At 65.5% G+C, this 26,855-nt stretch carries 22 protein-coding genes; 12 read left to right on the top strand and 10 right to left on the bottom strand.

Annotation, left to right across the window (positions count from 1 at the left end):
• Nucleotides 1–10 precede the first annotated feature (10 nt).
• Both EHO50_RS27155 and EHO50_RS27150 read right to left on the bottom strand, forming a co-directional pair.
• Complete coding sequence (locus tag EHO50_RS27155; protein ID WP_128433822.1) at nucleotides 11–1,507, bottom strand: VCBS repeat-containing protein; 1,497 nt, start codon at nucleotides 1,505–1,507, stop codon at nucleotides 11–13.
• 377 nt (nucleotides 1,508–1,884) lie between these two features.
• On the bottom strand, nucleotides 1,885–2,313 hold the full coding sequence (locus tag EHO50_RS27150; RefSeq protein ID WP_128433821.1) for an ATP-binding protein: 429 nt from the start codon (nucleotides 2,311–2,313) through the stop codon (nucleotides 1,885–1,887).
• A gap of 193 nt (nucleotides 2,314–2,506) precedes the next feature.
• On the opposite strand from EHO50_RS27150, the gene EHO50_RS27145 reads away from it, so the two are divergent.
• From EHO50_RS27145 to EHO50_RS27135, 3 genes are all read left to right on the top strand, one after another.
• Complete coding sequence (locus EHO50_RS27145; protein ID WP_128433820.1) at nucleotides 2,507–3,352, top strand: helix-turn-helix domain-containing protein; 846 nt, start codon at nucleotides 2,507–2,509, stop codon at nucleotides 3,350–3,352.
• Between the two features lie 11 nt (nucleotides 3,353–3,363).
• Nucleotides 3,364–3,543, top strand: coding sequence for a DUF397 domain-containing protein (locus tag EHO50_RS27140; protein ID WP_128433819.1), 180 nt, complete (start codon nucleotides 3,364–3,366; stop codon nucleotides 3,541–3,543).
• Between the two features lie 472 nt (nucleotides 3,544–4,015).
• Nucleotides 4,016–5,443, top strand: a complete 1,428-nt coding sequence (locus EHO50_RS27135) for a non-reducing end alpha-L-arabinofuranosidase family hydrolase (protein ID WP_128433818.1) — start codon at nucleotides 4,016–4,018, stop codon at nucleotides 5,441–5,443.
• A gap of 307 nt (nucleotides 5,444–5,750) precedes the next feature.
• Here the strand turns inward: EHO50_RS27135 and EHO50_RS27130 are convergent, their stop codons facing one another.
• Entirely contained in the window at nucleotides 5,751–6,425 is a 675-nt protein-coding gene (locus EHO50_RS27130; protein WP_128433817.1) for an SMI1/KNR4 family protein, read from the bottom strand.
• 646 nt (nucleotides 6,426–7,071) lie between these two features.
• Here EHO50_RS27130 and EHO50_RS27125 point away from each other — a divergent pair.
• Nucleotides 7,072–7,935: a pentapeptide repeat-containing protein gene (locus EHO50_RS27125; RefSeq protein WP_128433816.1), complete on the top strand. Its 864-nt coding sequence runs from the start codon at nucleotides 7,072–7,074 to the stop codon at nucleotides 7,933–7,935.
• A gap of 136 nt (nucleotides 7,936–8,071) precedes the next feature.
• Here EHO50_RS27125 and EHO50_RS27120 read toward each other — a convergent pair whose 3' ends face one another.
• The 3 genes from EHO50_RS27120 to EHO50_RS27110 all read right to left on the bottom strand — a co-directional run bounded on the left by EHO50_RS27120 (nucleotide 8,072) and on the right by EHO50_RS27110 (nucleotide 11,083).
• The gene (locus EHO50_RS27120) at nucleotides 8,072–8,836 is read right to left on the bottom strand and encodes a class I SAM-dependent methyltransferase (RefSeq protein WP_128433815.1); all 765 of its coding nucleotides are present in this window, start codon (nucleotides 8,834–8,836) and stop codon (nucleotides 8,072–8,074) included.
• Nucleotides 8,833–10,158, bottom strand: a complete 1,326-nt coding sequence (locus tag EHO50_RS27115; RefSeq protein ID WP_246101474.1) for an asparagine synthetase B family protein — start codon at nucleotides 10,156–10,158, stop codon at nucleotides 8,833–8,835. The genes EHO50_RS27120 and EHO50_RS27115 overlap by 4 nt, the downstream gene beginning before the upstream one ends.
• 550 nt (nucleotides 10,159–10,708) lie before the next feature.
• Nucleotides 10,709–11,083, bottom strand: coding sequence for a hypothetical protein (locus EHO50_RS27110; RefSeq protein ID WP_128433813.1), 375 nt, complete (start codon nucleotides 11,081–11,083; stop codon nucleotides 10,709–10,711).
• Between the two features lie 167 nt (nucleotides 11,084–11,250).
• Here EHO50_RS27110 and EHO50_RS27105 point away from each other — a divergent pair, with 167 nt between their 5' ends.
• The 4 genes from EHO50_RS27105 to EHO50_RS27090 all read left to right on the top strand — a co-directional run bounded on the left by EHO50_RS27105 (nucleotide 11,251) and on the right by EHO50_RS27090 (nucleotide 19,018).
• The gene (locus EHO50_RS27105) at nucleotides 11,251–12,507 is read left to right on the top strand and encodes a helix-turn-helix transcriptional regulator (protein ID WP_128433812.1); all 1,257 of its coding nucleotides are present in this window, start codon (nucleotides 11,251–11,253) and stop codon (nucleotides 12,505–12,507) included.
• A gap of 14 nt (nucleotides 12,508–12,521) precedes the next feature.
• Nucleotides 12,522–12,887: a hypothetical protein gene (locus tag EHO50_RS27100; RefSeq protein ID WP_128433811.1), complete on the top strand. Its 366-nt coding sequence runs from the start codon at nucleotides 12,522–12,524 to the stop codon at nucleotides 12,885–12,887.
• A 663-nt stretch (nucleotides 12,888–13,550) separates the two neighbouring features.
• Complete coding sequence (locus EHO50_RS27095) at nucleotides 13,551–17,435, top strand: NACHT domain-containing protein (RefSeq protein ID WP_128433810.1); 3,885 nt, start codon at nucleotides 13,551–13,553, stop codon at nucleotides 17,433–17,435.
• 785 nt (nucleotides 17,436–18,220) lie between these two features.
• The gene (locus EHO50_RS27090; RefSeq protein WP_128433809.1) at nucleotides 18,221–19,018 is read left to right on the top strand and encodes a hypothetical protein; all 798 of its coding nucleotides are present in this window, start codon (nucleotides 18,221–18,223) and stop codon (nucleotides 19,016–19,018) included.
• 285 nt (nucleotides 19,019–19,303) lie between these two features.
• Here the strand turns inward: EHO50_RS27090 and EHO50_RS27080 are convergent, their stop codons facing one another.
• Nucleotides 19,304–20,587: an FG-GAP repeat domain-containing protein gene (locus tag EHO50_RS27080; protein WP_128433808.1), complete on the bottom strand. Its 1,284-nt coding sequence runs from the start codon at nucleotides 20,585–20,587 to the stop codon at nucleotides 19,304–19,306.
• 213 nt (nucleotides 20,588–20,800) lie between these two features.
• On the opposite strand from EHO50_RS27080, the gene EHO50_RS27075 reads away from it, so the two are divergent.
• Nucleotides 20,801–21,523 (top strand): DUF5701 family protein, encoded by a 723-nt coding sequence (locus tag EHO50_RS27075; RefSeq protein WP_220096466.1) that lies wholly within the window; start codon nucleotides 20,801–20,803, stop codon nucleotides 21,521–21,523.
• Nucleotides 21,524–21,527: 4 nt separating this feature from the next.
• Here EHO50_RS27075 and EHO50_RS27070 read toward each other — a convergent pair whose 3' ends face one another.
• Complete coding sequence (locus EHO50_RS27070) at nucleotides 21,528–22,004, bottom strand: GNAT family N-acetyltransferase (protein WP_128433807.1); 477 nt, start codon at nucleotides 22,002–22,004, stop codon at nucleotides 21,528–21,530.
• A 145-nt stretch (nucleotides 22,005–22,149) separates the two neighbouring features.
• Here EHO50_RS27070 and EHO50_RS27065 point away from each other — a divergent pair, with 145 nt between their 5' ends.
• A complete protein-coding gene (locus EHO50_RS27065) occupies nucleotides 22,150–22,371 on the top strand; it encodes a hypothetical protein (RefSeq protein ID WP_128433806.1) in 222 nt (73 codons plus the stop codon).
• Between the two features lie 2 nt (nucleotides 22,372–22,373).
• Nucleotides 22,374–23,129: a DUF2637 domain-containing protein gene (locus EHO50_RS27060; RefSeq protein WP_246101472.1), complete on the top strand. Its 756-nt coding sequence runs from the start codon at nucleotides 22,374–22,376 to the stop codon at nucleotides 23,127–23,129.
• Between the two features lie 11 nt (nucleotides 23,130–23,140).
• Here the strand turns inward: EHO50_RS27060 and EHO50_RS27055 are convergent, their stop codons facing one another.
• Entirely contained in the window at nucleotides 23,141–23,437 is a 297-nt protein-coding gene (locus tag EHO50_RS27055; protein WP_128433805.1) for a zinc-ribbon domain-containing protein, read from the bottom strand.
• Between the two features lie 80 nt (nucleotides 23,438–23,517).
• Between EHO50_RS27055 and EHO50_RS27050 the strand changes: the two genes are divergently transcribed.
• Complete coding sequence (locus EHO50_RS27050; RefSeq protein ID WP_128433804.1) at nucleotides 23,518–24,429, top strand: hypothetical protein; 912 nt, start codon at nucleotides 23,518–23,520, stop codon at nucleotides 24,427–24,429.
• A gap of 101 nt (nucleotides 24,430–24,530) precedes the next feature.
• On the opposite strand, the gene EHO50_RS27045 is transcribed toward EHO50_RS27050, so the two are convergent.
• Nucleotides 24,531–26,813, bottom strand: coding sequence for a heterodisulfide reductase-related iron-sulfur binding cluster (locus EHO50_RS27045; RefSeq protein WP_128433803.1), 2,283 nt, complete (start codon nucleotides 26,811–26,813; stop codon nucleotides 24,531–24,533).
• Between the last annotated feature and the right edge of the window lie 42 nt (nucleotides 26,814–26,855).

Here is a 26,855-nt window from a genome sequence, read left to right as displayed (position 1 = left end):
CTTGGTCCGCTCAGTCCGCGAAGTTGGCGCCGAAGTAGGGCGTGCCCGTCGTCGAGACGCCCGAGGTGCTCGGGGCGATGGAACGGGAGCCGGTCGTGGTGATCTTCGAGCCGTCGGAGGGCAGGTAGGTGACCGCGCCGTTGCCCGCGTTCTCGGCGGAGCCCGCGACCAGGTCGGCCCTGCCGTCGCCGGTGACGTCGTCGAGCTTGAGGTCGATGCCGAACATGTCGTCGTCCTCGTCGTTGCCGGGGACGCCCGCGGTGCTCTGCGCGAAGGACTGCGCACCCGAGGCGGTGTTCAGGCCGCTCGCGCTGCCGTACAGGACGGTGACGGCGCCGGTGTTCGCGGCGCTGCCGATGTTCTCGCCGGCGACGCCGATGGCGAGGTCGAGGTAGTTGTCGCCGTTGATGTCGCCGAGGTCGAGCTCGTAGCCGAACCAGTCGTTGGTCTCGGAGGCGCCGGGGACGTTGCCGGTGTCCTGGGTGACGCCGGTGACCGAGCCGGGGCCGTCCACCGTGCCGTACGTCACCCAGACCTTGCCGCCCTTGGCGGAGTCCGGGATGGAGGTGCCGTCGCTGGTGGTGGCGTTCCACTGGGCGCCGCTGACGATGTCGCCGTAGCCGTCGCCGTTGATGTCGCCGATCGCGGTGATCACGCCGGGCTTGAGGGCCTTGGCACCCGAGGTGCTCAGGCCGCTCGCCGTGCCGGGGATGTAGTAGTTGCGGTTCCAGCCGTAGTCGGTCTCGGTCTCGAAGCCGTCGACCACGAGGTCGGTGCGGGAGTCTCCGTTGACGTCACCGGCGGTGAGGTTGAGCGGGCCGTTCGCGGGGCTGCCGCCCTGGATCGGGGGCTTGACGGTGGAGCGGCCGAGGAGCGCGGTGCCGGAGGAGTTGAAGCCGCCCCTGAAGACGTGGATGGTGGCGGAGGAGTTGCCGACGGCCAGGTCGGCCTTGCCGTCGCCGTCGAAGTCGCCGGCGGCGAGGTTCTTGCCCCAGCGGTCGTGCGAGGAGGGGGCCGGGTCGGCGATCGTGACGCCCTTGCCGGTGATGCCGGAGGCGGAGCCCCACAGGATGGCCAGGCCACCGCCGTCGACGTCGCTGCCGACGTCCTCGCCCGCCGCGCCCACGGCGATGTCGTCGTAGCCGTCGCCGTTGAAGTCGGCGTAGGCGGTGTCGTAGCCGAAGTGGTCCCCGGCCTCGGCGGAACCGGGGGAGCCGGTGGTGTTCTGACTGATCGTGTGACGCTTGGCGGACGAGACGCCGGTGGCGGTGCCGTACAGGACGACGAGCTGGCCCGCCTCCTTCTTGCCGCTCACATAGGCGCCGTCCGCGGAGAAGGCCACGTCGCCGATGCCGTCGCCGTTGAAGTCGGCGTGCGGGACGGCGGTGGAGTCGGCGGCGGTCGCGGACGTGGCGGTCGCGAACGTGAGCAGACCGCCCGTCAGCGCGGCCGCGGTGGCCGTGGCGAGGGCGAGTACTGCCGGGCGGCGCAGGTGTTGCTTGTGCATGCGGGTTCTCCTGCTGCATGCGGGGGATGCCTGGCGGGGCATCCGCAGTCGGTGGGGTGCGGCCGCGTGTGTTCTCCGGGAGTTTTCCTCGGGTTCATGGCGCGGCCGGCGATCAGGAGACCGGTGATGGGGCGTAAGGGTTGTACGTGAGTTCGGTTAATTTTTGAGGCGACTGTGGCCGGAGGGGCCGGTCGGCCGGGCTCTGTTATCGAACGGGCTGCGGAACGAGGCGGCCCGAACCGGTCCTGCTGGGGCTTGCGGGGCTTGCCGTTCATGGGCGACTCAAGCGGGGGTGACGCGGGGGTGGGTGGGGACTTCGGGGGTTTGAGGGGCTTCAGGGCTTCCGGGACTTCAGGGGCTTTGGGGCTGCGGGGGCTTCAGCGGGCGAGTCCCTGGTCGAGCTTGGCGCCGAGTTCGCACCATACGTACTTGCCGTGGCCGTGGCCGCCTCGGGTGCCGTCGCCGTTGATCTGGAACCAGCCCCAGTCGTCGGCGTAGGCGTTCACGAGGTGGAGGCCGCGGCCGTCTTCGTCCTCGTCGTCGGGTGGGGGCGTGGTCGGTGGGGTGGGGTCGGTGTCCCAGGCGCCGAGGCGGAGGGAACGGCCGGAGCGGCGGAGCTTCAGGGCGGCGGGGCCGGTGGTGTGTCTGATGGCGTTGCCGAGGAGCTCGGAGGCGAGGAGCTGGGCGGGTTCGATGAGGGTGGGGAGGTGGTGGGTGGTGAGGATGTCGGTGAGCGTGCGGCGGGAGATGGCTACGGCTCGGGGGTCGTGGGGGATGTAGAGGGTGTATTCCCAGGTGGGGGGCATGGGGGCTCCTGGTGTGTGGGGTGGGGGAGGCGGTGGCTTCGTCGACCGCGCGGTTGAGCCGAGGGCAGGGCGCGGTGATGCACTTCCGCTCCGGGGAGTGGTTGGTACGTCACTGACGGTAGGGGTGGTGTATCACCCCGGTCAAGCTGAACTGGGATACTCGTACTTCCAACTCCCAGGGAGGAAAGGCGACATGCCGGCCAGAAGCATCGTTACCAAGCGCCAGCAGCGACTGGGAGCGGAGCTGCGCAAGCTCCGGGAGCGGGCGGGGCTGACCGCCCGGGAAGCTGCCCAAGCGGCGGGCATCGCGGAGAGCAAGATCTCCATGACGGAGGCGGGGCGCGTGGGGGTCAGTGCTGAGCGACTGCGGCATCTGGCTGGCCAATACGCCTGTGATGACGCCGAATTCGTCGAGGCTCTGGTGGCCATGGCGAGCGAGCGAGGGCGTGGCTGGTGGGAGGAGTACCGGGAGGCGGTGCCTGCCGGGTACATGAACGTGGCCGAGCTGGAGCACCATGCCGCCGAATTCAGGACGTACCAGACCGTGCACATCCCGGGACTGCTGCAGACCGAGGACCAGATGCGGGGCACCTTCGCCTCGTCGGTGCCGTCGCTCTCCGAGGAGCAGCGCGAAGCACGGGTACGTTTTCGGCTGCGCCGCCAGGAAGTCCTGGGCAAGCTCCCCTACGAAGCCGTGATCCATGAAGCGGCGCTACGAATCCGGGCTGCTGACAGTAAGGTCGCCCGGGGTCAGTTGCTGCACATCCTGGAGCGGTCGGAGCTGCCTCAAGTCACTGTGCGGGTCGTGCCGTTCGATGTGGACGGCGTCGCGGGGATCAGCACCACCCCGGTGGTGTACGCGAACGGCCCCGTCCCGCAGCTGGACACCGTCCTGGTGGACACCGCGCACGGCGGGGCCTATCTGGATGCGGAAGCCCAGCTCAATCGCTACCGGGCGGTCCTCGGCACGATCGAGGAGGTGGCCTTGGGAGTCGTAGAGTCAAGGGACTTCATCCACCGCCTTGCTCAGCAGACGTGAAAGGCCTCGACATGACGCAGGACGCCTGGCAGAAGTCCTCCTTCTCCGGAGGGGGCGACTCCGATGACTGCGTCGAACTCGCCGCGCGCCAGGGCACCGTTCTCCTCCGGGAGAGCGACGATCCGGGGGCCGTGCTCGAAGCCTCCCGTCCCCAACTCGCTGCCCTCATACGCCACCTGAGCACTGCGTGACAGTTCTCAGGCGAGGCCGTCAAGGAACTCCGAGAGCGCGGAGTTCAGGGCTTCAGGCTGTTCCAGGTGCAGGTCATGGGCGGTGCCAGGCATGCTCATGGACTCGGTGTCGGGGCGCTGCCGGAGCATCTCGTCGACTTCCCGCGCGGGGATGAAGCTGCGCTCACTCTCGCGATCGTCAGGCGTAGGGCACCCGTAATGATCACCAAGCCCGCGCCCGCACCGCTACCTGCCCCTCGCGCCAAAGACTCGTACAACCACGGGACTTGAAGCCGCCTGGTTTCAGCGTGCGAACGTTTCTGCCCGCGAATTTTGCGAGAAGTATTGACGTCATTCATGGGATGTCTAGCATTCTCCCGGTCGATACTTCGACCCCTGTTCGACACGACGAACGTAGGCCGCACCACACCACCTCCGGACAGCCTCTGACGGGGCAAACCGGAGTCGCTTGCTCAAGGATGACGAGGTCCTTATGCGCAGACGTAGTTTCAGCCGCCGACACCCGTCCGGGGTGCTCGTCGCCGCGGTTGCGGCCCTGGTCGCGTTGGCGGCGCTGCTCGTCGCCAGCCCGGCTCAGGCGGCCGCCACCAGCGACGTGCGCAGTGCCGCTTCCGGCCGGTGTCTCGATGTGGCGGGCTTCAGCCAGACCGACGGCGCAAACGTGCATATCTGGGACTGCCACGGCGGAGCCAACCAGCAGTGGACGTTGACGGACAGCAACCAGTTGACCGTGTACGGCAACAAGTGCCTGGATGTTCCCGGCCATGCCACCACATCCGGTACCCGGGTGCAGATCTACACCTGCAACGGCGGTACGAACCAGCAGTGGCGGGTGAACTCCGACGGCACGATCGTCGGCGTCCAGTCCGGGCTGTGCCTGGACGTCTCGGGCGGCGGTACGGTCAACGGCACGGCGGTGCAGCTCTGGTCGTGCAACGGCGGCAACAACCAGAAGTGGGCCGGCCTGTCCGGGACGGGCAACGCCTGTGCTCTTCCGTCGACGTACCGGTGGACCTCGACGGGTCCGCTGGCGCAGCCGGCGAACGGGCAGCTCGCGCTGAAGGACTTCACCACCGTGACGTACAACGGCAGGCACCTGGTCTACGGGACCACCTCCAACGGAGAGACGTGGGGCTCGTTGGGGTTCAGTCCCTTCACGAACTGGTCGGACATGGCGTCGGCCACCCAGACCGGGATGAGCCAGATCGCGGTGGCGCCCAAACTGTTCTACCTCTCAACCAAGAACATCTGGGTGCTGGTCTCAAATGGGTGGGGTACCAACTGGACCTTCACCTACCGCACGTCCAGCGACCCCACCAACCCCAACGGCTGGTCCGCCCCGCAGGCACTGTTCACCGGTAGCTTCCCCTCCGGCGAGGGTGGCGTCCCGATCGACCCGACCATGATCGCCGACGATCAGAACATGTACCTGTTCTTCGCCGGTGACAACGGCAAGATCTACCGGTCGACCATGCCGCTCGGGAACTTCCCGGCCAGCTTCGGCTCCTCGTACACGACGGTCATGAGCGACACCGAGGACAGGCTGTTCGAGGCGCCGGAGGTCTACAAGGTCCAGGGCCAGAACCAGTACCTCATGATCGTTGAGGCGAAGGGTGCGAACGGGCGTTACTTCCGCTCGTTCACCGCCTCCAGCCTGAACGGTGCGTGGACCGCCCAGGCCGGCAGCGAGAGCAGCCCCTTCGCAGGCAAGGCCAACAGCGGTGCCACCTGGACCAACGACGTCAGCCACGGTGACCTGGTCCGCAACAACCCCGACCAGACCATGACCATCGATCCCTGCAACCTGCAGTTCCTCTACCAGGGCCACTCCACCACATCGACGAGCCCTGACTACCTGAAAGTGCCGTACCGGCCGGCCCTGCTCACCCTGCAGCGCTGACCCGCCTGATCCACGGTGATCGCGATGGGGTGCGGTCCGCCGACGCGTAGTCGAGCTGTCTACGGCGTGGACAACTCCACCTGCTGACCGATACTCACCGCCTTGAGGGACCCCAGCCGCGCGTCGGCTGGGGTCCCTCTCTTTCGTGGACTTCTCTTGAGTTCTGCGTCCTGTCCATCACTCAGGACCGCACCCGCGTCACATGGACGATCCGGCCGGCGCTCCTCGGGCCGCTCGCCCACCGCCAGGGCATCGAACTCCCAGCCTGCGCATACGCCTTCAAGCCTGACGCACCCGGCTACCCGCCCTAGCGGCCTCGCCGTACGACAGCCTCAGTCTTCGCGACCCAGTCGAGGTACCAGTCAGCGAATCCGACCTGTCCGAGGGGACTGAACCGTCCGTCCCCAGGACGCTCGTCGAGCCACACTTGCCCGCGCTGTGGGCCAGACACGACCAGCCAGTGGAAATAGCCGCACCCTTCGTGGCTGAGGCACACCGCGCCGGACAAGAACCCGTCGGACAGCTTCTCGTACTCCCCCAGCCAGCCGCGATACGCCGCGTCGAAGGCTGCCTCGCCCTCGAAGTCGGGCTCGACGGGCTCCTTGCGCTCGTGCTCGGCCTGAGCACGCACACTGTCTTCCACATCCGGGAAGGGGAAGCGCAGTCGCTCGTGGACGGTGCCGCCGCCGGGGTCACTCCACAGCCACCCGGCATCTGTGCGGGACAGGGTCGTGAGTCCGTAGAAGGGTCCGGCACCGCCGGCGCCGACTTCGAGGAGGAAGGCCCGGTAGGCCGCAGGCAGCGAGACACCCCACTGAGCCTCTGCTTCGACGACACTCGCCTCTGACAGCGGATCAGCAAGCCGGAAGTGGTGCCCCGTTCCCCCGTACCTGTCCCACGCGCCGAAGGTCTCCCGCGCCTTGTCAGCACGGGCCAAAGTCTCCACCCGCTCACGGACGCCGCCCCAGATCATCGCCCCCATGAACCGAAGCGTAGGCCGACGGATCTACGCCGGACACATTCCGCTCTGTCGATGCGGGCCCCGCCCGCGAACACCGTCCCGTCCGTGTAGAGGCCGGTCAGGAGGTCGCGTAGGACACGGTCTTAGCCTGTCGAGCGGTTCCTCGTGCCCTAGGCCTTGAAGCGGGCCGCGACTTGGCAGTGGTGCGGGACAGGGTGCACCGCGATTTCCGATCTGGTCGAAGATGTGCGGCCGCCCCCGGACCAAGCCCTGCGGTGCATGTAATGGATGACCAAGAGACCCCATTTTGGACCGCACCTTGCGATTGGATTGATCGCCCGAGGCGAGCTGATGCGGCTTCATCAGCCAGCGACACGAGGCGTAACAACTACAGCTCACCAGATCGGCGTATCGCCTCACACTGCTCCGGCGTGCTGCAAGTCCGGGCCATTATGCGGTGATTAGGGTGAGGTGAGGAGCGTCGCTAATAGGCACGGACGGAGAATCGAACGACTTGTCACCGGAGTCGAGCGGAGAGCCGGAACGCGCAGCACAGCCGGATGGCGCACCGGGTGCCCCCGATGATGCAGCCCATGCGCCCCCGAAAAGCCAGCCGGATCGTAGAAGCCAGCCAGTAGCGCATCCTGTCACGCCCACGGACACGCGCATGTTGCGCATCCAGATGGCCACGGTGCTCGCCACACTCCTGCCCGGCATCGCCGCACTCTTTGCGCTGATCTTCACGTTCACTTCAGTGAACCAGACACGCGAGGAACTCCGGATCACCGAGCAGGGGCAGATTACCGACCGCTACACCGCGGCAGTCACCAACCTCGGAGCGGACTCCATCGACCAGCGCATTGGCGGAGCTTTCGCCCTCCAGCGCATCATGAAGGACTCGCCACGCGACCGGCCCAGCATCGTCCGGATCCTGTGCGCCTTCGTGCGTGTGCACGCGCCGACCCGCAGGCCCCTCAATGCGTCCAGTGGCGAGATCGCTGTGATCCCGCCCTATCCAGCCGCCGACGTCTCTGCCGCTCTCGAAGTGCTGCGCAGCCGGACCATTCGCCGTGGCGATGCACTGGGCGTCGAACTCAGTAATGCCGCGATCCGCGGCGCGTACCTGTACGGAGCCCGCTTGGAGGGGGCATTTCTGAACCTGGCGGACCTCAGAGGCGCAGACCTGAATCGCGCCTGGCTGCGGTTCGCCTACCTGCGGGAGGCCGACCTGCGCGGGGCGTATCTCCGCGGTGCGCGGATGGAGGGAGTGCACCTGCGCGGAGCCGATCTGCGAGGCGCTGACCTACGCGGGGCGCACTTCTACCACGCCGGATTCAATGCGACCAACCTGCGGGGAGCCGATATCCGAGGCACTGATCTGCGAGGGACCTTCACACTCACGACCGAGCAGGTCGTATCGGCAGTGCCGGACTCCAAGACGCTGTTGCCCACGGATATCGCCGAAGATCCCCGAGTGCGAGCGCGCATCGCAGAGGTAGAGGCCGAGGGTGATCCAGCATCACGTCCATGACCGCGTGATAGCGCTACCCGACCACGCTCAACTCCACCAGCACGGCCCCGGCCCTCCCTGCACGCGCCGATCAGACGCTCACAACCAAGCCGAGGCAAGCGGTCTCAAGCATCAGGTGAAGCCACAGCGTCAAGCATCAACCGAGACAAGACAAGGCCCTATATCGGGCGACGGTGTAGGCCTCCGGGCCGGTAAGTCGAGTGGCCCCCGACTCGCTGATGATCTCGACGATGTCGAAACCGGCCAGGGCGGCGTACAACTCCAGTTCGCGCGGTCCGAGGACCCGCCGCCGGATCACGTCACGGGCCTCCTCGCCCGAATCGAAGACCCAGTGCCGGCGCATGGTGTTGATCTGCGTTCGCAGGTCCCACTCGTAGTGGATGGTTACGGTGGCGGTCCCCAGGTGCGTCTCGACACGCGCCTGCTGCGGGGCCGAATGCTCAATCGCAGCCACGGGAGAACACAGGACGAGCAAAGATTCCGGACGAGCGTGCGCGGCGAAGGTCCGGAACGCTGACTGGATGTCTTGGTTGTCGTGTACGTAGGCGAGCGAGTTGCCCAGGCAGACGAGAACCTCGGCCGTGCGTCCGAGGCGGACGGTGCGCATGTCGCCGATCCGGACGTCGAGTCGGGGTCGAACCCGATGCACGTAGTGCACCAAACCGGGCTGGAGATCCACGCCGACGCAGTCGAAGTGCTGTGCCAGTTGCGCCAAATCCCGGCCCGTACCGCATCCGAAGTCCAACAGGGTGCGGGCCTCCGGGCAGTGCCGGTCGATGAGCGATCGGCAGACGGTCACGGTGTCGCTGTCGGCCTGCACGCTGTCGTATAGCGCGGGGTTTCGGTAGAAGAGATTCGACGCTTGCAGGTGTTCCGCTTCCACGATGTCCAGGCTGCTCATACAAGGCTCCGCAGGCCGACTTCCAGGGCGAGTGTGTCGCACAACAGGTCGGGCACCACGGGGGCACGTTCGGCGTGGTCGCGGGCCCGGGCCAGGGCGTCGGGGTCAACGTAGCCCAGGTCGACCAGTAGTGAGTCGCGCAGCATGTCGTCCAGGAGCGGAAGTCCGTAGGTGCGCAGGCCCGACTCCATGACCGCGAGGAAGTTCTCCGGTTCGGCCGGGGCCGCGACGGACTCGGGCAGACCGGCCCGCTGGAGACGGTCGCGGAACATTTTCTTGCCGCGCTTGTGCTCGTGTGGCAGCTGCTCCATGAAGCGGATCAGCCGCGGGTGGACCAGTGGGGCGACGGGCCAGATGCCGAGCCGTAGGTAGGCCGGATTGTGCAGGCCGAAGGCCATGAGGGTGGGGACGGGGAGAACGGGGATCGGGGCGACGTTCTCGTTCACCTGGGCCAGTGCCTCCGTCGCCATCGGCCCGAGCCACGGCACGTGGTCAGCAGGGGGCAGTTCGGCGTTCGTACGGGAGTGGTGGGCGTTGACCTCGTCCCCGCCACCGCCCGTGAAGATCACCGCGCAACCTCGGGCGGCCACTTGTGCGCGCATGACATCGAACGCCTCCTGATAGAACGCCCCAGCGGGGTCATGAGGCAGGCCGCGATCTCGCACCCCACCAGGCACGAAGGGGGGATACTGCATTGCCGGAACAGCGGTGTCCCGCAGGCCGAGGTGATCCACCAGAGCACGGCGCCGGTCGCGCTGGAGCCGGCCGATCCTGCCACCCATGAGCAACCCGAAGGCGTGCACGGCAGCGAAGTCGGCTGCCGCCGCCGACAGCGCCACGTTGCCGGAGTCAGCGCCACCGGAGACCTCAACTCCGACGCATTTCGCCGTCGGACGCCACTCCGCCATCACCCCGGTCAGTAATGCCTCGAATGCCGCTGTGGGGTCCATGCCGGCCCGCAGCCTGCGGGGATGCAGCACGTGCTCAGCAGGCTCGGGATAGGCGATCGCCAGCCCGGTCCTGGTGAACACAGCCGTCGCGCGTTCTGTGAGCCTGTACACCCCGTCGAACAGGGTGTCCGCGGTGTAGCGGTGCTGACGGCTGAGAGTGCGCGCAACAGCACGGGCATTGAGCCTGTCGGGACGCAAGTAGGCACGTAGATCTGCCAAGTCCCAGGAGCCGTACAGGCCTTCGTCCACCTGAATGAGGTACAGCGGTGCGGTCCCGAACACGCCGGCCGAGACCTGGACCTCATCCGGACGCACGAGCAACGACGTGTAGTCCGCCTCCCCGCGCTTGTCCTCCCTCACCAGCGCACTCATGGTGTGCCCTCGGCCAGGCACGACTTCGGTGTACAGGGCAGCGGCGCGCGCGGGCCGGATCCAGCTCTTTCCACACGCCCAACGGTCCGTAGCCCAGCGCCAATTGCTACTCCTGGTGTCCGACAGGTGTAGGCGAAACGAGAGCACGCTGACGCTCCTCTCACATGGGGCGGCGGAGCAGGCGTCAGGGCCAACTCCGCCGCACTCACGGCAGATCAGCTGCAGTGGTCGCCGTTGTTGTCGCCACCGCCCGGCATCTTGTCGAGCAGTGCAGCGTCCATGCTGGGGACGCCGGTGATCAGGTCGCCAATGAAAAGTTCGTCGATGTTCATGGCTGTGCCCTCCTCATAGGGAGTAGGTGGACGAACTCCGCGAGCTGCGGAGCCCTGGGCCCGTCTCGGCTTCCGGCGAACGTCGGAAGCCGAGACGGGGGCTCATTGGTGGTACCGCTGCCGCGGCGGCAGTACGGCTACCTCGTGCGGTCGGCCAAGCGCGATGGGGTCGGTCAGGCGCTCCGGAGGGGCGTATGGCTAGATCGGTGAGGGGATCGTCAGCCGTCGGCTACGTCCCTCTTCTGCATCTCGCGGTAGACGTCAGCGAAGCGCCTGGTCAAAAGGCCGACTTCGCGCATGTACTGGTAGGCGCTGAAATGCGGGGACTCCGCCGACGGCCGGCGCGCCAGATCGAGGATCCGGTACCCCTCCTGGAACAGCGCTCGGACAGCGGGATCCTTGTCGAAGCCGAGGTCCTCGGCCATCAGCGCCCGCAGGTGGTCGACCAGGTTTCGGGTCGTCGCATCGATCAGCGAGCGATCTGGCATCGCCAGCCCGATGGCGAGCGCCGTGTCCAGGCTCTCGTCGATCGCCTCCAGGACGATCGGAAGTTCCGCAGTCTCGGGCGCCGTGGTGGCGATCTGCGTACTCATTGCCCGTGCTCCTCCATCGATGCCGACCGCTGTCGTGGCTGACAACGTCTAGAAAACCGCCCTGTGTTGGCCCAGGCCACGGCATCGATGCGGCACTCCTGGGACACTTCTGGGACAGATGGGCGCCGCCGCGGTAGACACGGGTCGAAACGTGGAAAGGGGGCGACATGGGGCTTGCGGAACGGCGCAGGGCGCTGGGCTACAGTCAGGAAGGGCTCGCGCACGCCCTAGGCGTGGACCGACGTACTGTCGGGCGCTGGGAAACCCGCGAAACCGCGCCGCAGCCGCCACTCCGACCACGGCTGGCCGAGCTGCTGCAGATCGACCTTGACGAACTCGACGCCCTGATGGGACAGCCACAAGCAGCCAGGCAGGGGTCGACAGGGTCGCCGCCTTGCGACCACCTCGGCTCAGGGGACCTCGACGACATGATCCGACGCCAGTTTCTGCGAGCCATAGCCGTCACCAGCGCCCTGGTGGCCGTATCTGCGGACGAGAGCGCCGCACTTGTGGATGGAGCCCGACGGGGGATGCCCGACGACTTCCTGCGCATGAACGGACACCTCTGGCAGGTCTACCAACTTGCCCGCGCCAAGGGCTCCGTGTACCCGATCGTCCGCGATCAGCTCAGTGCGCTCAACGACACCCTCGACGGCAAACCGGAGAGTGAGACCCGAGGCCTGTGCAGCGCGGCCGGTGATCTGTTCCAACTCGCAGGGGAGCTGGCCTTCGACGGCAACCGCTACACCGATGCAGCCGCCTCGTACACCCTGGCCGCCTCTGCCAGCAAGGAGGCCAAGTCCTACGACCTGTGGGCATGCGCCCTGGTCAGGCACGCATACGTCGACTTGTACGATCGTCGCTACGTGGACGCCATCGGCACCCTCTCGGCTGCCGAGAAGGTGGCGCGGCGCGGGGACAGCTCCCTGTCCACCCGCCACTGGGTGGCCTCCGTCCAAGCCGAGGCATACGCCGGCCTGGGAAACCTCGCCGCCTGCGAGCGTGCCCTCGACGAGGCGGAGAAGGTCACAGACCTGAGCGGCCTGGCCCACAACGGTGGCTGGCTGCGCTTCGACGGCTCCCGCCTCGCGGAGGAACGCGGCGCTCGCTACCTCCAACTCGGCCGCCTCGACCTAGCCGAGAAGGCCCTTACCAGCGCCTTGAACCAGGACGTCTTCGCCTCCGGTCAATCCTTCCGGCGTCGCGGTGCGGTCCTGACCGACCTCGCATCCATCGGCGCCCAGCGCCACGACCCGGACCAGGCACTCACCTACGGCCGCGAGGCCCTCCAACTCGCCAGGGCAACGTCCTCCGGCTACATCGCCCGTAAACTCCAGAGGCTACGTACCGACCTCGGCCCCCTCGCCCACGATGCCCGTGTGGTCGAACTGGGCGCCGAGATCGACGCACTGTGCACGACGTGACGAGAGGGGAAGGCATGTCGCAGCTCGAGGGCGCACGACTGTTCCGCGAGGCTTGGATCACCGGCGTACGCAAGCACTTCCCTGGCGAACCCAAGCCCGGCTACGTCACCCCTTGGGAAGACACCCCGGACTGGGAGCGGCAGGCCGCCGGCGCCGTCTACGACCAGGTGCGACAGTTCCTCGACCTCAGCGACCGCCACGCCGCCCGCCTCAACCGCGAGCAGAAGAGCCGCTTCGTCGCCACCTGCTGGACCGCCCAGATGTACAAGCACTTCGAGGACCCCAAGCCCGGCTACGTCGCCGACTGGCCCGACCTGCCCGACTGGCAGAAGGAGACCGACGCCGACATCTTCGAGGCCATCGAAGACGCTACGAAGTAGCCGCGTGCGCAGGACGGATCACCCTTGAGGCTCAAGCCTCGCCACCTGCTACGCGTGCCGCCTGTCGCCGACGGCGATGGCCAGGCTCTGGGCTACGGAACGACGTCAAGCAGGCCAGTGTCGTGCTTCCGCGGCTGTCCAGGACAGAACCGTCAAGCAACAAGTGACGTCAATGCGTCAAGCATCAACCGAGACACGACAAAGCCCCACGACTCAGACTGAGTTACAACTTTCTCTACTGGTTCAAGGCGGGCTCGCTCCGCTCCCCGCGCGCGGCCCGGCCCCGGCCTGCATCCTGTCTCCGCCCCGCTCCAGCCCGGCTGGCGCCCGTGCCGCGCTCAGAACGATCAGCCACCGGATGCCAGAGAAGAGGTATTTCGTGGCTGGGGCCGTCGGCTCCATGGCTTTAGGCAGCCACTTTGGCGCGAGCCTCGAAGATCATGGCCCCAACGTCGTGCTTTGCCGGGCAGGTCCACACAGTGCCCGACGCGCCGGATGCTCACGAGGCCGTGATCACTCGCGCTAAGGCAGCTCCAGCACAAAGCCGTTCCATCGACCTGTACATCGAAAGCTGGCGTATCATATGAATACAGAAGAAAGTAATAATAGCCTCAAACCATTCTTCTAGTCACGCTGAGTGCGTCACTCCTGCATACTCCGTGCATGCGCTTCGACCTCTACAATCTCGACCCGAGTGAATTCGAAAATCTGACCCAGGCGCTCACAATTGCCAATGTCGGACCCTTCGTCACTTTGTTTGGCCCAGGACCAGACGGAGGCCGAGAAGCCACATTTGGGAACCCTGGCTCTATCGAGGGTGCGACCACAAATGACTGGCAGGGGCTTGGCGTCCTGCAAGCCAAATATAAGGAGATGCAAGCAAGCCCGCGCGAAGAAGCCACCTGGCTGATCTCAGAGATCCGCAAAGAATTCAAGCGGTGGCGGGAATCGACGAAGCGTACCGAGAAACCAAAATTCATTCTCTTCGCTACTAATGTTACATTGTCTCCTGTTCCGCGAACTGGAGGTGTAGACCGAGTCGCGAAGGTAATGAACGAGGAGTGCCAGCGGCTTAATATTGAAGGATGGGCAGTTTGGCACGCCGAAAACATTAATAGGTTTCTTGAGATTCATGATGGAATTAGAACTTCGTACTCGGCTTGGATCCTGCCCGGCGACATCTTGACTCAACTCTACAAGGAGTTGCACGGCGACCGAACAGCCGTCCCTAATGCCATGCGGTCCTTCTTGGCGCGGGAATTAGTCAAAGACCGCTACGCAAACCTAGACCAGGCTGGCGCTGCCGATGATCGAACCATTCCCCTGGCCAGTGTCTTCGTTGATCTCCCCATCGGCATGCGCCACAAAAATGGGCAAGAGTACGAGGCTGGCTGCCTACAGACGCTGATCTCTGTGTGCGACGTGAAGCACTCTTCCGAAGAATTTGACACACTAGAGGAAAGAAGAGACTTCGCCGCAAGTAATCGCATGGTCCTCGTAGGCGGTCCGGGTCAAGGTAAGAGCACAGTTAGCCAGTTCATCTGCCAGCTCTATCGAGCATTGCTCGTCAAAGATACTGGAGCTATGCGGAATGCGGATGTGCGCTCCACAGTCACGCAAGTCACTGAGCAGGCAAAAAAGGAGAACCTGGCTCCAAAAGCGCGACGCTGGCCTATCAAAATCCCTCTGACTAGACTGGCGGATCAGCTTGCCAAGGGAAAGTGTAAAAACCTCCTTGATTACATTGGTCAAAGGGTCGGCGAATCTTGCAGTGTAGACGTGACGCCGGCGGATGTTAAGGAATGGCTTTCTAGTTTTCCATGGCTCATCATCCTCGATGGGTTGGATGAGGTTCCCGGCTCCAGCAACAGGACACAGGTGCTTGAGCAGATCAACAATTTTCTAATTGATGCTGATGAGTGCAACGCTGACTTGGTGCTCGTGGCGACGACTCGTCCGCAAGGCTATACGGATGAGTTCTCGCCCAAGCACTTCACACACTATGCGCTCAATCCGCTGACCACATCAAATGCGCTGTCGTACGGACTAAAACTGGCGCACGCTCGGTACGGTGCATCAGCGGACCGTGTACCTATTCTCATGTCTCGATTGGAGCAAGCAGCAGCCGAGCCATCTACAGCTCACCTTATGACAACGCCCTTGCAGGTTACGATCATGGCAGTTCTGTTGGACAGGGTAGGAAAAGCACCGAAGGACCGCTATACACTATTCGCCGATTATTATCGCGTAATTTACGAGCGCGAGTTGGAGAAGGAGGGAAACGCGAGCAATTTGCTTCGCGACCATGCTGGCGACATCAATTTCATCCATGCAGACGTAGGGCTGCTGCTGCAGACCCGAAGCGAACGTTCTGGAGAGACAGAATCTCGCCTTACACTCGACGAGCTGAACGTCATCATCAAAGAGAGATTGGCGGAAGAAGGGCATGCAGGTGATAGGCTTTCAAACCTAACCGACGCGATTAGCACTGCGGCCACCGACAGACTGGTCTTCTTGGTCCCTTCACGGGGTGGAGAAGTCAGCTTCGAAATTCGATCTCTGCAGGAGTTCTGGGCAGCTGATGCACTAATGAACTGCGGTGAAGAGCATATTGCGGCCCGGCTTCGAGAAATGTCGGTCAGTTCGCACTGGCGTAACGTCCTGCTATTCGCCCTTGGAAATATCTTCGCCCACCGGCGAACCTTGCGCGACAACGTCATCTTCCTCGTATCTGAACTAAACACCATCTCTGAGTCATTCGGCGCTCTGCAACGTCGAGCCCTTACTGGATCTCGCCTAGCCGTCGAAATTCTGAACGACGGTATGGTCCGAGCTCCGCGCTATGAGAGGACTCTGGTTGAGCAGGCTCTCAAACTCTTGACCCTTCCTGTCTCTCAACATGTAAGGCTTCTTGCCGCCTCAATCAGTGAGCAAGGCATGGAGATCGTCCGAGAGTTCCTGGCCACCGAGATACACGAAAACAGGATTCCCGAGCGCGCCGTACTCGATTTTCTCGGCACTAGAGCATCTCTCGGTGACGAGTGGGCGCGGGAAAAGCTTGAGTTGATCTACGTCGGCGCGTCGCCGGAAGTGCAGCTTAAGGTATTCGAGGCTGGTGTCTCTCTGGATAATTGGGCCATCATCAATCTTGCCTCTCGGTGCATGGAATACCCCGAGAACACGGTATCTGCAGCCCTCAGTGGAGGCGGTCTCAGCAATTGGCGATATGTTAGTCCGCAAGCGAAGCCGTTTCCTTCCGCGCCGTGGGCTTTCTCAGTTCTTCAATTCTTTTCCCGCAAAGATGCAGAACCTGTTTCTCTCCACCTTGCTGGCCGAGTGCGCCTAAGTGTCATCCCAGTGGATTATCGTGCGGACGCGCTTAATGAAGCGATCGCAGACGGATTCCCGGAAAGTCACTGGCTGCATCATGTTTACATGTTCGGAATGCACCCGAGCAGTGAGTCTTTGGGGGCAGTCGTTAGAGCCATTGCTCCGTATAAAGAACATTTTACGGTCAATGCGGCTACATATTTCCCTTGGATCATCTGGTACGCCTTGCAATTTTGCTCGGATGTCGGAGATGCAAGCCAGGCCAGCGACCTGATTTCAGCTGGAGCGTTGGGTGATGTTAGCGACTGGCGCGCCCTCGAAAGATCATGGAAAGCTGAGCAACTAGCCATTCTGGGCAATGGGTTCGAGGACTGGCGGGTTGAACGAAAGCCGTTCCTCCCCGTGGCTGCCGCCACGCTTACATCAATCGGGATCCGTAGGGGCGCCATGCAGACGCTTGCGCCAAAGATCAGTGAGCTGGCCAACCTCGTTGCCAATATTCCAGACTTGCTTGCGCGTCGCAAACTAGCAAGGTTCTTTATGGCCGCAATGGCGCACCCTATCTATGAGGAGTCAGAACATTTCCCGCTCACGCCGCAGCAAGTGAGGGAGCTTTACAGGGATGTAGAATCAAGACGTCATTTCGCCAGCCTGAATTGGATTCGGAGTGCTCCGCTGGACGACGAATGGCTTACGGTCATTGATGAGATCGCGCGCGCCTACATGATGGGACGTGTCTGGTGCCCAGATGCGCCTGATGTATTGGCAGAAAAGTGGGCTTCCGATTTTGCACGTTGGCCTGGGTTGGGCTCTCTGGTTATCTGCGATCCTTCTCGTGAAAAACCTGAACCCCTCAAGCGGCGCATAAATCTTGAATGGGAGATGATTCGCCTTCTAGGTTCAGCGGACTCGCGCCATAAGCGTGCGATGGCCATTGCGCGGTCTTTCTCTCGATGTGCTGAAACAGTGGAGGAGGCAGAGGAGATCCTCTCTCATTTGATCGAAGCTATCAATCTTCGAGAAATCGAATATGGGGAGGTCATCCGACAGATCGCGCTAGACCACCTTCCCCCTAGTCAGACACTTTTGCTGGGACTCATGGACGCATGCGCAGATTCGCTGATGCCCTATGAAAAGGAAGCGTCTTACGAGCGCATCATTGCAGTGCAATCAAGTGCCCTCACGCATATCTCGTTCGAATCGATGCGGCCCTGTTGATCGACCTCATCACTCAGAAGTGCTCTGACCGTCGGTGTCACGGTGCTGCAGCGCGGAGTGCGATCGCTTCAGAGAGCAGGCGGGGCGGTCGGCGACGTATCGTCACCACCGCCCAGTAGCCGTTCGAGCTGCTCCCGCTCAATACGCGCTCATCCCGACTGGGATCTTGCTGTTGCAGCAACGAAGTACAGCAACCCCAACGACCGTCATCGTCCGACATCAGACCTCACAGCCGTCCCCACAACCTGTATGGCCTTCAACGACCGATCTCTGTAGAGCTACGGATCAGTAGGTCGCGTTGTGGGGTAGCCCGGGATCCGGGCCGTCCCTGGGCCGTCCGAGGCGCCAATGACGACCAACGACGGCAGGCCGCAGGAAGCTGACCCAGGCTCCCACCTGCTAAAACCCAGCTCTTCAAGATCGGTAGTGAGGCCCAGGGCAAGAAGAAGCAGTTTTCGTGATCACGCCCCCGACCTGCGCTCATGGCGTGGATCGGGGGCATCCTCACGGCCCGGGCCCGCTGTGGGCCCTCAGTCGGTCGATTGGGTCGTGATCAGCGCTTGAGGAAGTCCCGGTCCGGCTGTTCCCTCGCTTCTGCTTGTGCTCCCGAATTCGTCTCGCGCGTAAGGAAGTTGGACGGAAGACGGTAATCCTGCCAACCCAAGGAGAAGTCAGGGTTAAGGGATGGGTCGGGTCGGCAATAGTGCACAACCCCCCACACGCCCCCTCTGTCTGATGCGGGTGAAGTCACCACTCAATTCATCAAGCGTGGGGGAAACCACACCATGCGCATACGCGCCACTGTCGCCGCTGCCACCGCCGCCGCCCTCGGCGCCGCCCTGGCCGTCACCACTCTCGCCGTTCCGGCCGCCGGGGCCGAGCGCGACGACGCACCCACACAGATCAGGGACATCGAGGTCAACCAGAACCGCGACTCCACCGTTGTCGTCGAGGCCGCACGGAAGATCAAGTTCCCGATCTCCGCGATGGTCCACGACCCGTCGGGCATCCAGAGTGTGTCGTTCGAGCTGCAGCACGGAGCGACCGAGGCGGAAGTCGACGGGCGCATCGCGCCGGTCGGGTCCAGCAACTGTGTGAAGGTCGATGAGTACTGGTCCAAGTGCGAGGCCTTCATGATCGCCGACCCGTACACGAACGTCCGCAGCAACGCCCTCGCAGGCGCCTGGGGCATAAACTTCGTGGCCGTCGACGGCGAGGGCAACGTCACCCGCGAGGACTACATGCCCCTGGCACGCATCAAGCGCAAGACGCACCTCTCGCTGGCCAACGCCACCCCGGAGCCGGTGAAGAAGGGCAAGGACCTCACGGTCAAGGCCCGGATGATCGTCGCCAGCTGGGAGAAGCACAAGGACGTGCCCCTCATCGGGCACCAGGTGCTGCTCCAGTTCCGCAAGGGCACGAGCGGCGCCTTCACCACGCTGAAGAAGGTCAAGACCGACCGGAACGGCTGGGCCACGACCACTGTGAAGGCGACGGTGGATGGCCAGTACCGCTACGACTTCGCGGGTACGTCCCTCACCCAAGCCCGGTCCGGCCTGCCCGACTTCGTCGATGTGAAGTAAGTGAGTCCGGACCGGTGAAGCAGTAGCCGGCGGGCCCCCGGTCCCCGGGTCCCGGGCCCCGGGGACCGAGACTTCCAGAAGCGCCCTCGTGTCGAGCCGCGAGGGCGCTCCGGCGTCGGGAGAGCGGATGGTCAGCCAGTCCCGGGGCGCGGCACGGGCTTCCCAGGCTCTGGGCTCTACGCCGCGGGTTGGTAGGTCACGGTCGCGCCGGGGCACGGTTCCGCGAGCTGGGTGAGCGCTTCGAGTTCGGCGGCATCGGCGGTTAGTCCCCAGCGGAGCTTGTGGCTACCGTGCCAGGAACTCCGAGCTGGAGAACCTGACCGACGGTTCCGCCGCCACCAGCCCCTTCTTCGACCCCGGGTACACGGCCACCGTGTCCTTCGTCTCGCCGACGAACGTCCGTACCACCAGGTCCGCCCGCCCGTCCCCGTCGTAGTCGCCGACCGTCACCACCCGCGTGGTGCCCCGCGCGGGCGGCTGCACGGTCACCATGCCCGCCGCCGCGATTCCTGTCGTACGGCCTCGGAAGACCCGCAACTGCGAGCCGCTGGAGACGAGTTCGCTCAGGCCGTCGCCGTCGAAGTCGGCGGCGTCGAGGACGGAGCCGGGGACTGCGAGGGTTCCGCGGGCGGCCGTTGCCGGGAGGTCGTAGCGCAGGGATGTTCCGTTCATCGTGCCGATCGCCGCGTCGAGGGCGGTCTTGCCCTTGCCGAAGGCTCCGAGGGCTGTGTCGATGCCGGTGGGGAGGACGACTCCGGTGCGGGTGGGGCCGGTCGGGCCGCCGAGGACCACTGCTGATTTGCCCCTGCCCTGTGCCGTACGGACCACCAGGTCGTCGTATCCGTCGTTGTCGACGTCGGCTGCCGGGCCTGTGGGGGCGTTGCCGGGCGCCGGGATGGGGGCGGCTGCGGCTCGGGGCTTGCCCTTGCGGGTGAACGGGCCGCGCAGGAAGGTCAGTTGGACGTCCGAGGCGTGCACGACCAGGTCCTGCGCGCCGTCGCCGTCGAAGTCGCCGCACACCGGCTGGTCGGGCCAGTCGTTGCCGGCGCGGGCGGAGGCGGGGACGGTGAGTTTGACCGCCTTGCCGGTGAGGCCGTTCGGGGAGCCGTAGAGGAGCTGCAACGGCACGGGGGGCCGGCCCTGGCCGTCGTAGGGCGGGTCGGTGGAGATGACGAGGTCCGTGAAGCCGTCCCCGTCCAGGTCGCAGGTCGCTTCGGCGTCGAAGACGGCGGGGAGCTGGCCCTTCGTCGGGGCCGCATGGCGCTGAGGGCTGAGCAACTGCCGTGCGCCTGGGGTGAGTCCGCGGTCGCTGCTGTAGACGATGCCGATGCCCGGGTCGTCGGCGTGGGCCTGGGACTTGACCAGGTCGTTGAGGACGAGATCGCGGTGGCCGTCGCCGTTGAAGTCGTCGGGGGTCTTGCTGCCCTTGCCGTGGGGGACGGGCAGTTGGGCGGGGGCGTCGGCTATGTGGACGGGGGTGTGCGGGGCCGGCTCGGCCTTGTCGCTGTGCTGGGTGGGGCCGCAGGCGGCTGAGGCGAGGAGGGCGAGGGCGCCGAGGGTGCCGGTCATGGCCGCCGTACACTTCCCGCTTCTTCGCGTACGCACCGCTCACCTCGTCAGCACCAGAGTCAACAACTGGGTAATCATGCACGCGTTCGAGAGGGGGCGACAGTCCCTGGGCGGCCGCGATTACCGGGAACATTCCGGCAGACCACCTCGTTGACCTCAGGTCCGCCCCGCCGCTGCCCCAGCCCCCGCCCCAACCGCGAACCGAGGAGCCCTGTGACCGACAGCTCGTCCAACGCCACCACGACCTCGCTCCCGCCGCTCACCACCCAGGCAGAGCGCCTGATCGAGCTCGGGGTGCACGAGCTCGCGGGGATACCCGCCGACCAGCTCCGCACCTTCGCTGAAGGCGCCGGCAGCGGAGGCGGCGACGCGCTGCTCGCCGTCCACCCGGACCGCGCCCCCGCCTCCGCCCTCGCACCGCTGCTCCGTCACGACGGCAAGCCCGGCTTCGTCGTCGTCGACATGCCCGACGTCGACCGTTTCGCCCCCGACGCCGTCGACGTGCCCGACGCTCCCCTCTACGTCGTCACCGGCGTCGACCGCGGTGACCGCATGGCCAACTGGAGTCCGGAAGAGGCGCTGCCCGCCCTCACCAAGGAGGACCGCACCCCGCTGCTCCTCACCGAAGGCATCCACTGGGTGCTCCAGCAGCCGGCCATCCTCGAGCGCAACCGCTGCTTCATGACCATCGGCTCCCGGCTGCGCAAGGCGAACGGCACCCTGGACGCCCGTACCCCGGCGATCTGGATCAGCAACGGCACGGGGCGCGACGGCCGGGAGCGGCGCAACGCCCCGAAGGTCGGCTGGTGCTGGTGGGGCAACCGCCACACATGGCTGGGCTTCGCCTCCGCTACGGGGCGCAAGCCTGCCTACGGCGGCCCGGGCCGGGACACCCTGTCGGGCGGCCCGGGCACGGACGTCATCCGCCAGGACTGACACCTCACGGCACCGACGGGGACGCCTCACCGGGCCGGCCCACGCCAATCGGCCGACGCATGAACACGTCCACCGCATCCTCCGTCTCGACCGTGAACCCGTGCCGTTCGTACAGCCGTTGGGCCGCACTGCCCTGCAGCACGTTCAACCGGACGAGGACACCACGGCGGTCGCACCGCTCCAGCAGTTCGCGCAGCACGCCCGAGCCGATGCCGCTGCCCTGAAGCTGCGGGGCCAGATAGAAGTGCTCCAGCCAGTGGGCGTCCTCGTCCGGTCGCAGCGCCACGCAGCCGGCGAAGGCGCCGCCCACTTCGATCACCCAGGTGTGGGCCGGGTCGAAGCCGTCCCGCAGCCGCTGCCGCACCCGCTGCTCGTCGTACCGCCCGAGCCGTTCCAGATCCGCCCGCAGCACCACGGCACGCAACTCGGCCACCGCCTCCACGTCCGACACCGATGCCTGCCGTATCGCCCAGTCCGCCATGATCACCACGCTAGCGCGCACGCGAGGGTCCCCGAAGCGGACTGCCGGATATCAATAACACCGCATCACACATATTCTGAATTTCACCGTACGGGCCCAGTCGTTGGATATTCCAGATAATCACCGTTGACGGATATTCCCCCGAATGCCAGATGTCCTGCACGGCGTGGCGCTCGTTGATGTGGGCGTGACTTGGCGGGAAACACATGTAGATGAGGATCATCCGTTCCGCTTGCGGCAGGCAGTTGATCTGACCGCTGCGGAAGGCATCACGCACTGCTCTGATCTGCTCGATGACTTTCTCAGAACCATCAGCCGTATGGAGAGTGAATATCTTCGTGCCGCGATGGAGGGGGAGAAGTTCTAAAAATGAGAACCGACTACGAAGCGGTCGACGAACAGCCTCATTACACGCAACAGCTCGACATGCAGAACCTCTGGCACGTCCCTGATTCGGCGGTCTCGTCGTCGGGCGGCTGGGATCTGGATGAAGAGCTGGCCCAGATGCTGAACACCACGCAGGGCCTGACGGTGCCAGGGCTGTCGGGGCTGTCCGGGCTCCCGGGGCAGGGCCTGGATCCTGCTCCCGCTCCGGCTCCCGCCGCACCCTCGCCGGACAGTGACCGGCCGCTGCCCCGCCCGGTCCATCGACGGCGGCCTCAGCCCAGCGCTCACGTCCTCCCCAAGAACCCGAAGATCATCACTGTCGCGGTCCTGGTCACACTCATCACCCTGTGTGCGGGCACGATGCTCACCTGGTCAATTTCGTATTCATACGATCAGCTGCGCTCCATCGCGCTGCTCGTGGTCTCGCCGAAGCTGGCCCATTGGTGGCCGCTGACGGTGTACGGTCCGTGGCTGCTGGCGGGGCTGTCCATTCTGCGAGCAGCCGTTCAGCGCCGAACCGCCCGCCGGTCCTGGGCTGTCATGCTCGTCTCCTCGGGCACGGCGGTGGCTCTGTGCATCGGCCAGTCACCGCATTCTCTGCTCGCGATGGTGGTCGTCGGAATTCCGCCGATCACCGCCCTGGTCTGCTTTCGCGAGCTCGTCGGCCAGTTCTCGTCGCGGCCCGGCCCCCGGCACGCCGCTGACACGGTGAACGGGCCCAAGCAACCGCGGTCGTAGCCGGGCGGGGGTCAGGACTGGTACGGCTGCTGCGGCTGCCCGTACTGCTGCTGACCGCCGTAACCGCCGCCGGCGGCGGACTGCGTCTGGAGCTGCTCCGCCTGCTCCTTGGTCACCTTCTGCTCGGCGCCGCAGAAGGTGCACTGCGTCGCGTATTTCGTCGAGATCGGGAACAGCGGCACGAAGAACAGCGTGAACTTCGTGACGCGCTTCCTGAGCGTGTGTGCGGAGGGGTTCCCGCAGTGGCCGCACACCAGCGTGAGTATCGCCAGCTGGTAGAGGTAGCCCTTGGTACCGAAGATGATCACGCCTTGGGTCCTTCCTGATCAGTTCTGCCGTACAGTGCCCGGCGTCGCGGCAATGGGGGTTGCCGTTCCGGGGAGGGCACATGCGCACTGCGCTGGTGTGGATCGTACGGCTCTGCGCGCTCGTGGGGTGGATCGCTGCGGCCGTAGCGTGCTGGTGGCTGCTCGGGGCCGCCGCGATGGCACGGCCCTGGCGCGAGCCGTTCGTGTGGGGTGCCGTCGCCGTGGGGTGTGCGGTGGTGCGGGTGGCCGCGCTGTGGGTGCTGCGGGGTGAGCCCGCGGACGACGGGTTCATGGACGACTTCTGGGTCAAGCTTCGCACCGGCGCCCTCTGGGTGCTCGTGGCGTTCTCCGCCGCCGTGTTCGCCGTCGCCCTGCTGACCTCCTCCAACGCGGGCGAGAAGCTCGACGCGCTACGCGACGCGGGCGCCGAGGTGAGCACCGCGACGGTCGTGGAACGGCAGTCGACCCGCAAGGAGCTGAACGACGAGGGTGGCGTGAAGGGGTACGCCTCCCGGCTCGTGGTCTCGGTGCCCGGCGGTGCCGAACGGCTCACCGTGCGCGGCGCGTTCACCTACGAGCAGCCCGGCAAGGGCACCGAACTCGACGTCCTGTGGGCCCGGTCCGACCCCGGCCTCGGCGGTTACGCCAATGAGAGCAAGGACCTGCCTACGATCGCCGCGAACCGCTGGAAGGCCTTCCAGGACGACGAGATGGGCCTGGGCTCGCTGATCGCCTTCATCGTCGTCGGGCTGATCGGCGCGGTCATGGCCCTGGTGTTCTCCCTCGTGCCCGACGCCGACGACCTCCAGGAGGTGGCCTGGGCGGCGCCGTTCCAGACGGTACGCACCGCGCTCGCCGTGCTGGTGTTCTGGGGCTGGAGTCCCCTGCTGCTCGGAAGCCAGCCGAGCCTTGTGCAGATGCTCCTCGCCGTCGGCAGCTGCTGCCTCGTCCTGCTGGGGTACGTCCTCACGTCGCTGCGCGGCTTCGGCTGACGCGGCTTCGGCTGACGTACGACGGCGCCCCCTGCCCTCGTACAACAGGGCAGGGGGCGCCGAACAGGGCCGAACAGGGCCGGACAAAGCGGCCGTGGCGGTTACTTCACCGGCTCGGGCTCCGGCTCACTCTCCGTCTGTGCCGTGTCCTCGGGGTCCACCGGCGTCTTGACCGACTCCAGCAGCAGCTGGGCGACGTCGACGACCTGGATGGACTCCTTGGCCTTGCCTTCGTTCTTCTTGCCGTTCACGGAGTCCGTGAGCATGACCAGGCAGAACGGGCAGGCGGTGGAGACGATGTCCGGGTTGGTCGAGAGGGCCTCGTCGACGCGCTCGTTGTTGATGCGCTTGCCGATCCGCTCCTCCATCCACATCCGCGCACCACCGGCGCCACAGCAGAAGCCGCGCTCCTTGTGGCGGTGCATCTCCTCGTTGCGGATGCCCGGGACGCTGGCGATGATCTCGCGCGGAGGCGTGTAGATCTTGTTGTGGCGGCCCAGGTAGCAGGGGTCGTGGTACGTGATGATGCCCTCGACCGGGGTGACCGGGACCAGCTTGCCCTCGTCCACCAGGTGCTGGAGCAGCTGGGTGTGGTGGATGACTTCGTAGTCGCCGCCGATCTGCGGGTACTCGTTGCCGATCGTGTTCAGGCAGTGCGGGCAGGTCGCGACGATCTTCTTCGCCGACTTCGGCTTCTTCGACTCGGGCGTGACGTTGCCCTCGTCGTCCATCTCCTCGCCGAACGCCATGTTCAGCGCGGCGACGTTCTCCATGCCGAGCTCCTGGAACAGGGGCTCGTTGCCGAGGCGGCGGGCGGAGTCACCGGTGCACTTCTCGTCGCCGCCCATGATCGCGAACTTGACGCCCGCCATGTGCAGCAGCTCGGCGAAGGCCTTGGTGGTCTTCTTCGCCCGGTCCTCCAGGGCGCCGGCGCAGCCGACCCAGTACAGGTACTCGACCTCGGTGAGGTCCTCGATGTCCTTGCCGACGACCGGCACCTCGAAGTCGACTTCCTTCAGCCACTCCAGGCGCTGCTTCTTCGCCAGGCCCCAGGGGTTGCCCTTCTTCTCCAGGTTCTTGAGCATCGTGCCCGCCTCGGACGGGAACGCGGACTCGATCATCACCTGGTAGCGGCGCATGTCGACGATGTGGTCGATGTGCTCGATGTCGACGGGGCACTGCTCGACGCAGGCGCCGCAGGTGGTGCAGGACCACAGGACGTCCGGGTCGATGACGCCGTTCTCTTCGGCGGTGCCGATCAGCGGGCGCTCGGCCTCCGCGAGGGCGGCCGCGGGGACGTCCTTGAGCTGCTCCTCGGATGCCTTCTCCTCGCCCTCCATCGTCTTGCCGCCGCCGGCCAGCAGGTACGGCGCCTTGGCGTGCGCGTGGTCGCGCAGCGACATGATCAGGAGCTTGGGGGAGAGCGGCTTGCCCGTGTTCCAGGCGGGGCACTGCGACTGGCAGCGACCGCACTCGGTGCAGGTGGAGAAGTCCAGCAGGCCCTTCCAGGAGAACTGCTCGACCTGGGAGACACCGAAGACGTCGTCCTCGCCGGGGTCGGTGAAGTCGATCGGCTTGCCGCCGGAGGTCATGGGCTGCAGGGCGCCGAGGGCCGTCTCACCCGTCGCGTTGCGCTTGAACCAGATGTTCGGGAAGCCCAGGAAGCGGTGCCAGGCCACGCCCATGTTGGTGTTGAGCGAGACCACGATCATCCAGATGAACGAGGTGCTGATCTTCACCATCGCGGTGAAGTAGACCAGGGTCTGGAGAGTGGAGACGCTCAGGCCCTTGAAGGCCAGGACCAGCGGGTACGAGGCGAAGTACGCGGCCTCGTAGTGCTCCACGTGGTGGATCGCGCCCTCAAGGCCGCGCAGCACGTAGATCGCGAGGCCGATGGTGAGGATGACGTACTCGACGAAGTACGCCTGACCGGCCTTGGAGCCGGCGAAGCGGGACTTGCGGCCGGCCCGGGACGGCAGGCTCAGCAGGCGGATGACCATCAGGACGGCGATGCCCAGGATCGTCATCACGCCGATGAACTCGATGTACAGCTCGAACGGCAGGAACCCGCCGATGATCGGCAGCGTCCAGTCGGCCTGGAAGAGCTGGCCGAACGCCTGCGCCAGGGTCGGCGGCAGCGTCAGGAAGCCGACGGCCACGAACCAGTGGGCGAAGCCGACGATGCCCCACCTGTTCATGCGGGTGTGGCCGAGGAACTCCCGCACCAGGGTCACACTGCGCTGGTAGGGGTTGTCGGTCCGGGTACCGGCGGGCACCGGCTGGCCGAGCTTGAAGTACCGGACGAACTGGCCGATGGCGCGTGCGAGCAGCGCAACGCCGACCACGGTCAGCACCAGCGACACGATGATCGCGGCGAGTTGCATTTCGGGGCTCCTCGGGCCTGCGAGGGGTGGTTCGAGGGGGTC

It is taken from the genome of Streptomyces cyaneus (genome assembly GCF_004028635.1).
In the GTDB taxonomy this organism is placed as follows: domain Bacteria; phylum Actinomycetota; class Actinomycetes; order Streptomycetales; family Streptomycetaceae; genus Streptomyces; species Streptomyces cyaneus.
The sequence above is the reverse complement of the archived record's forward strand: the minus strand, read 5'-3'. Positions and strand labels throughout refer to the sequence as shown.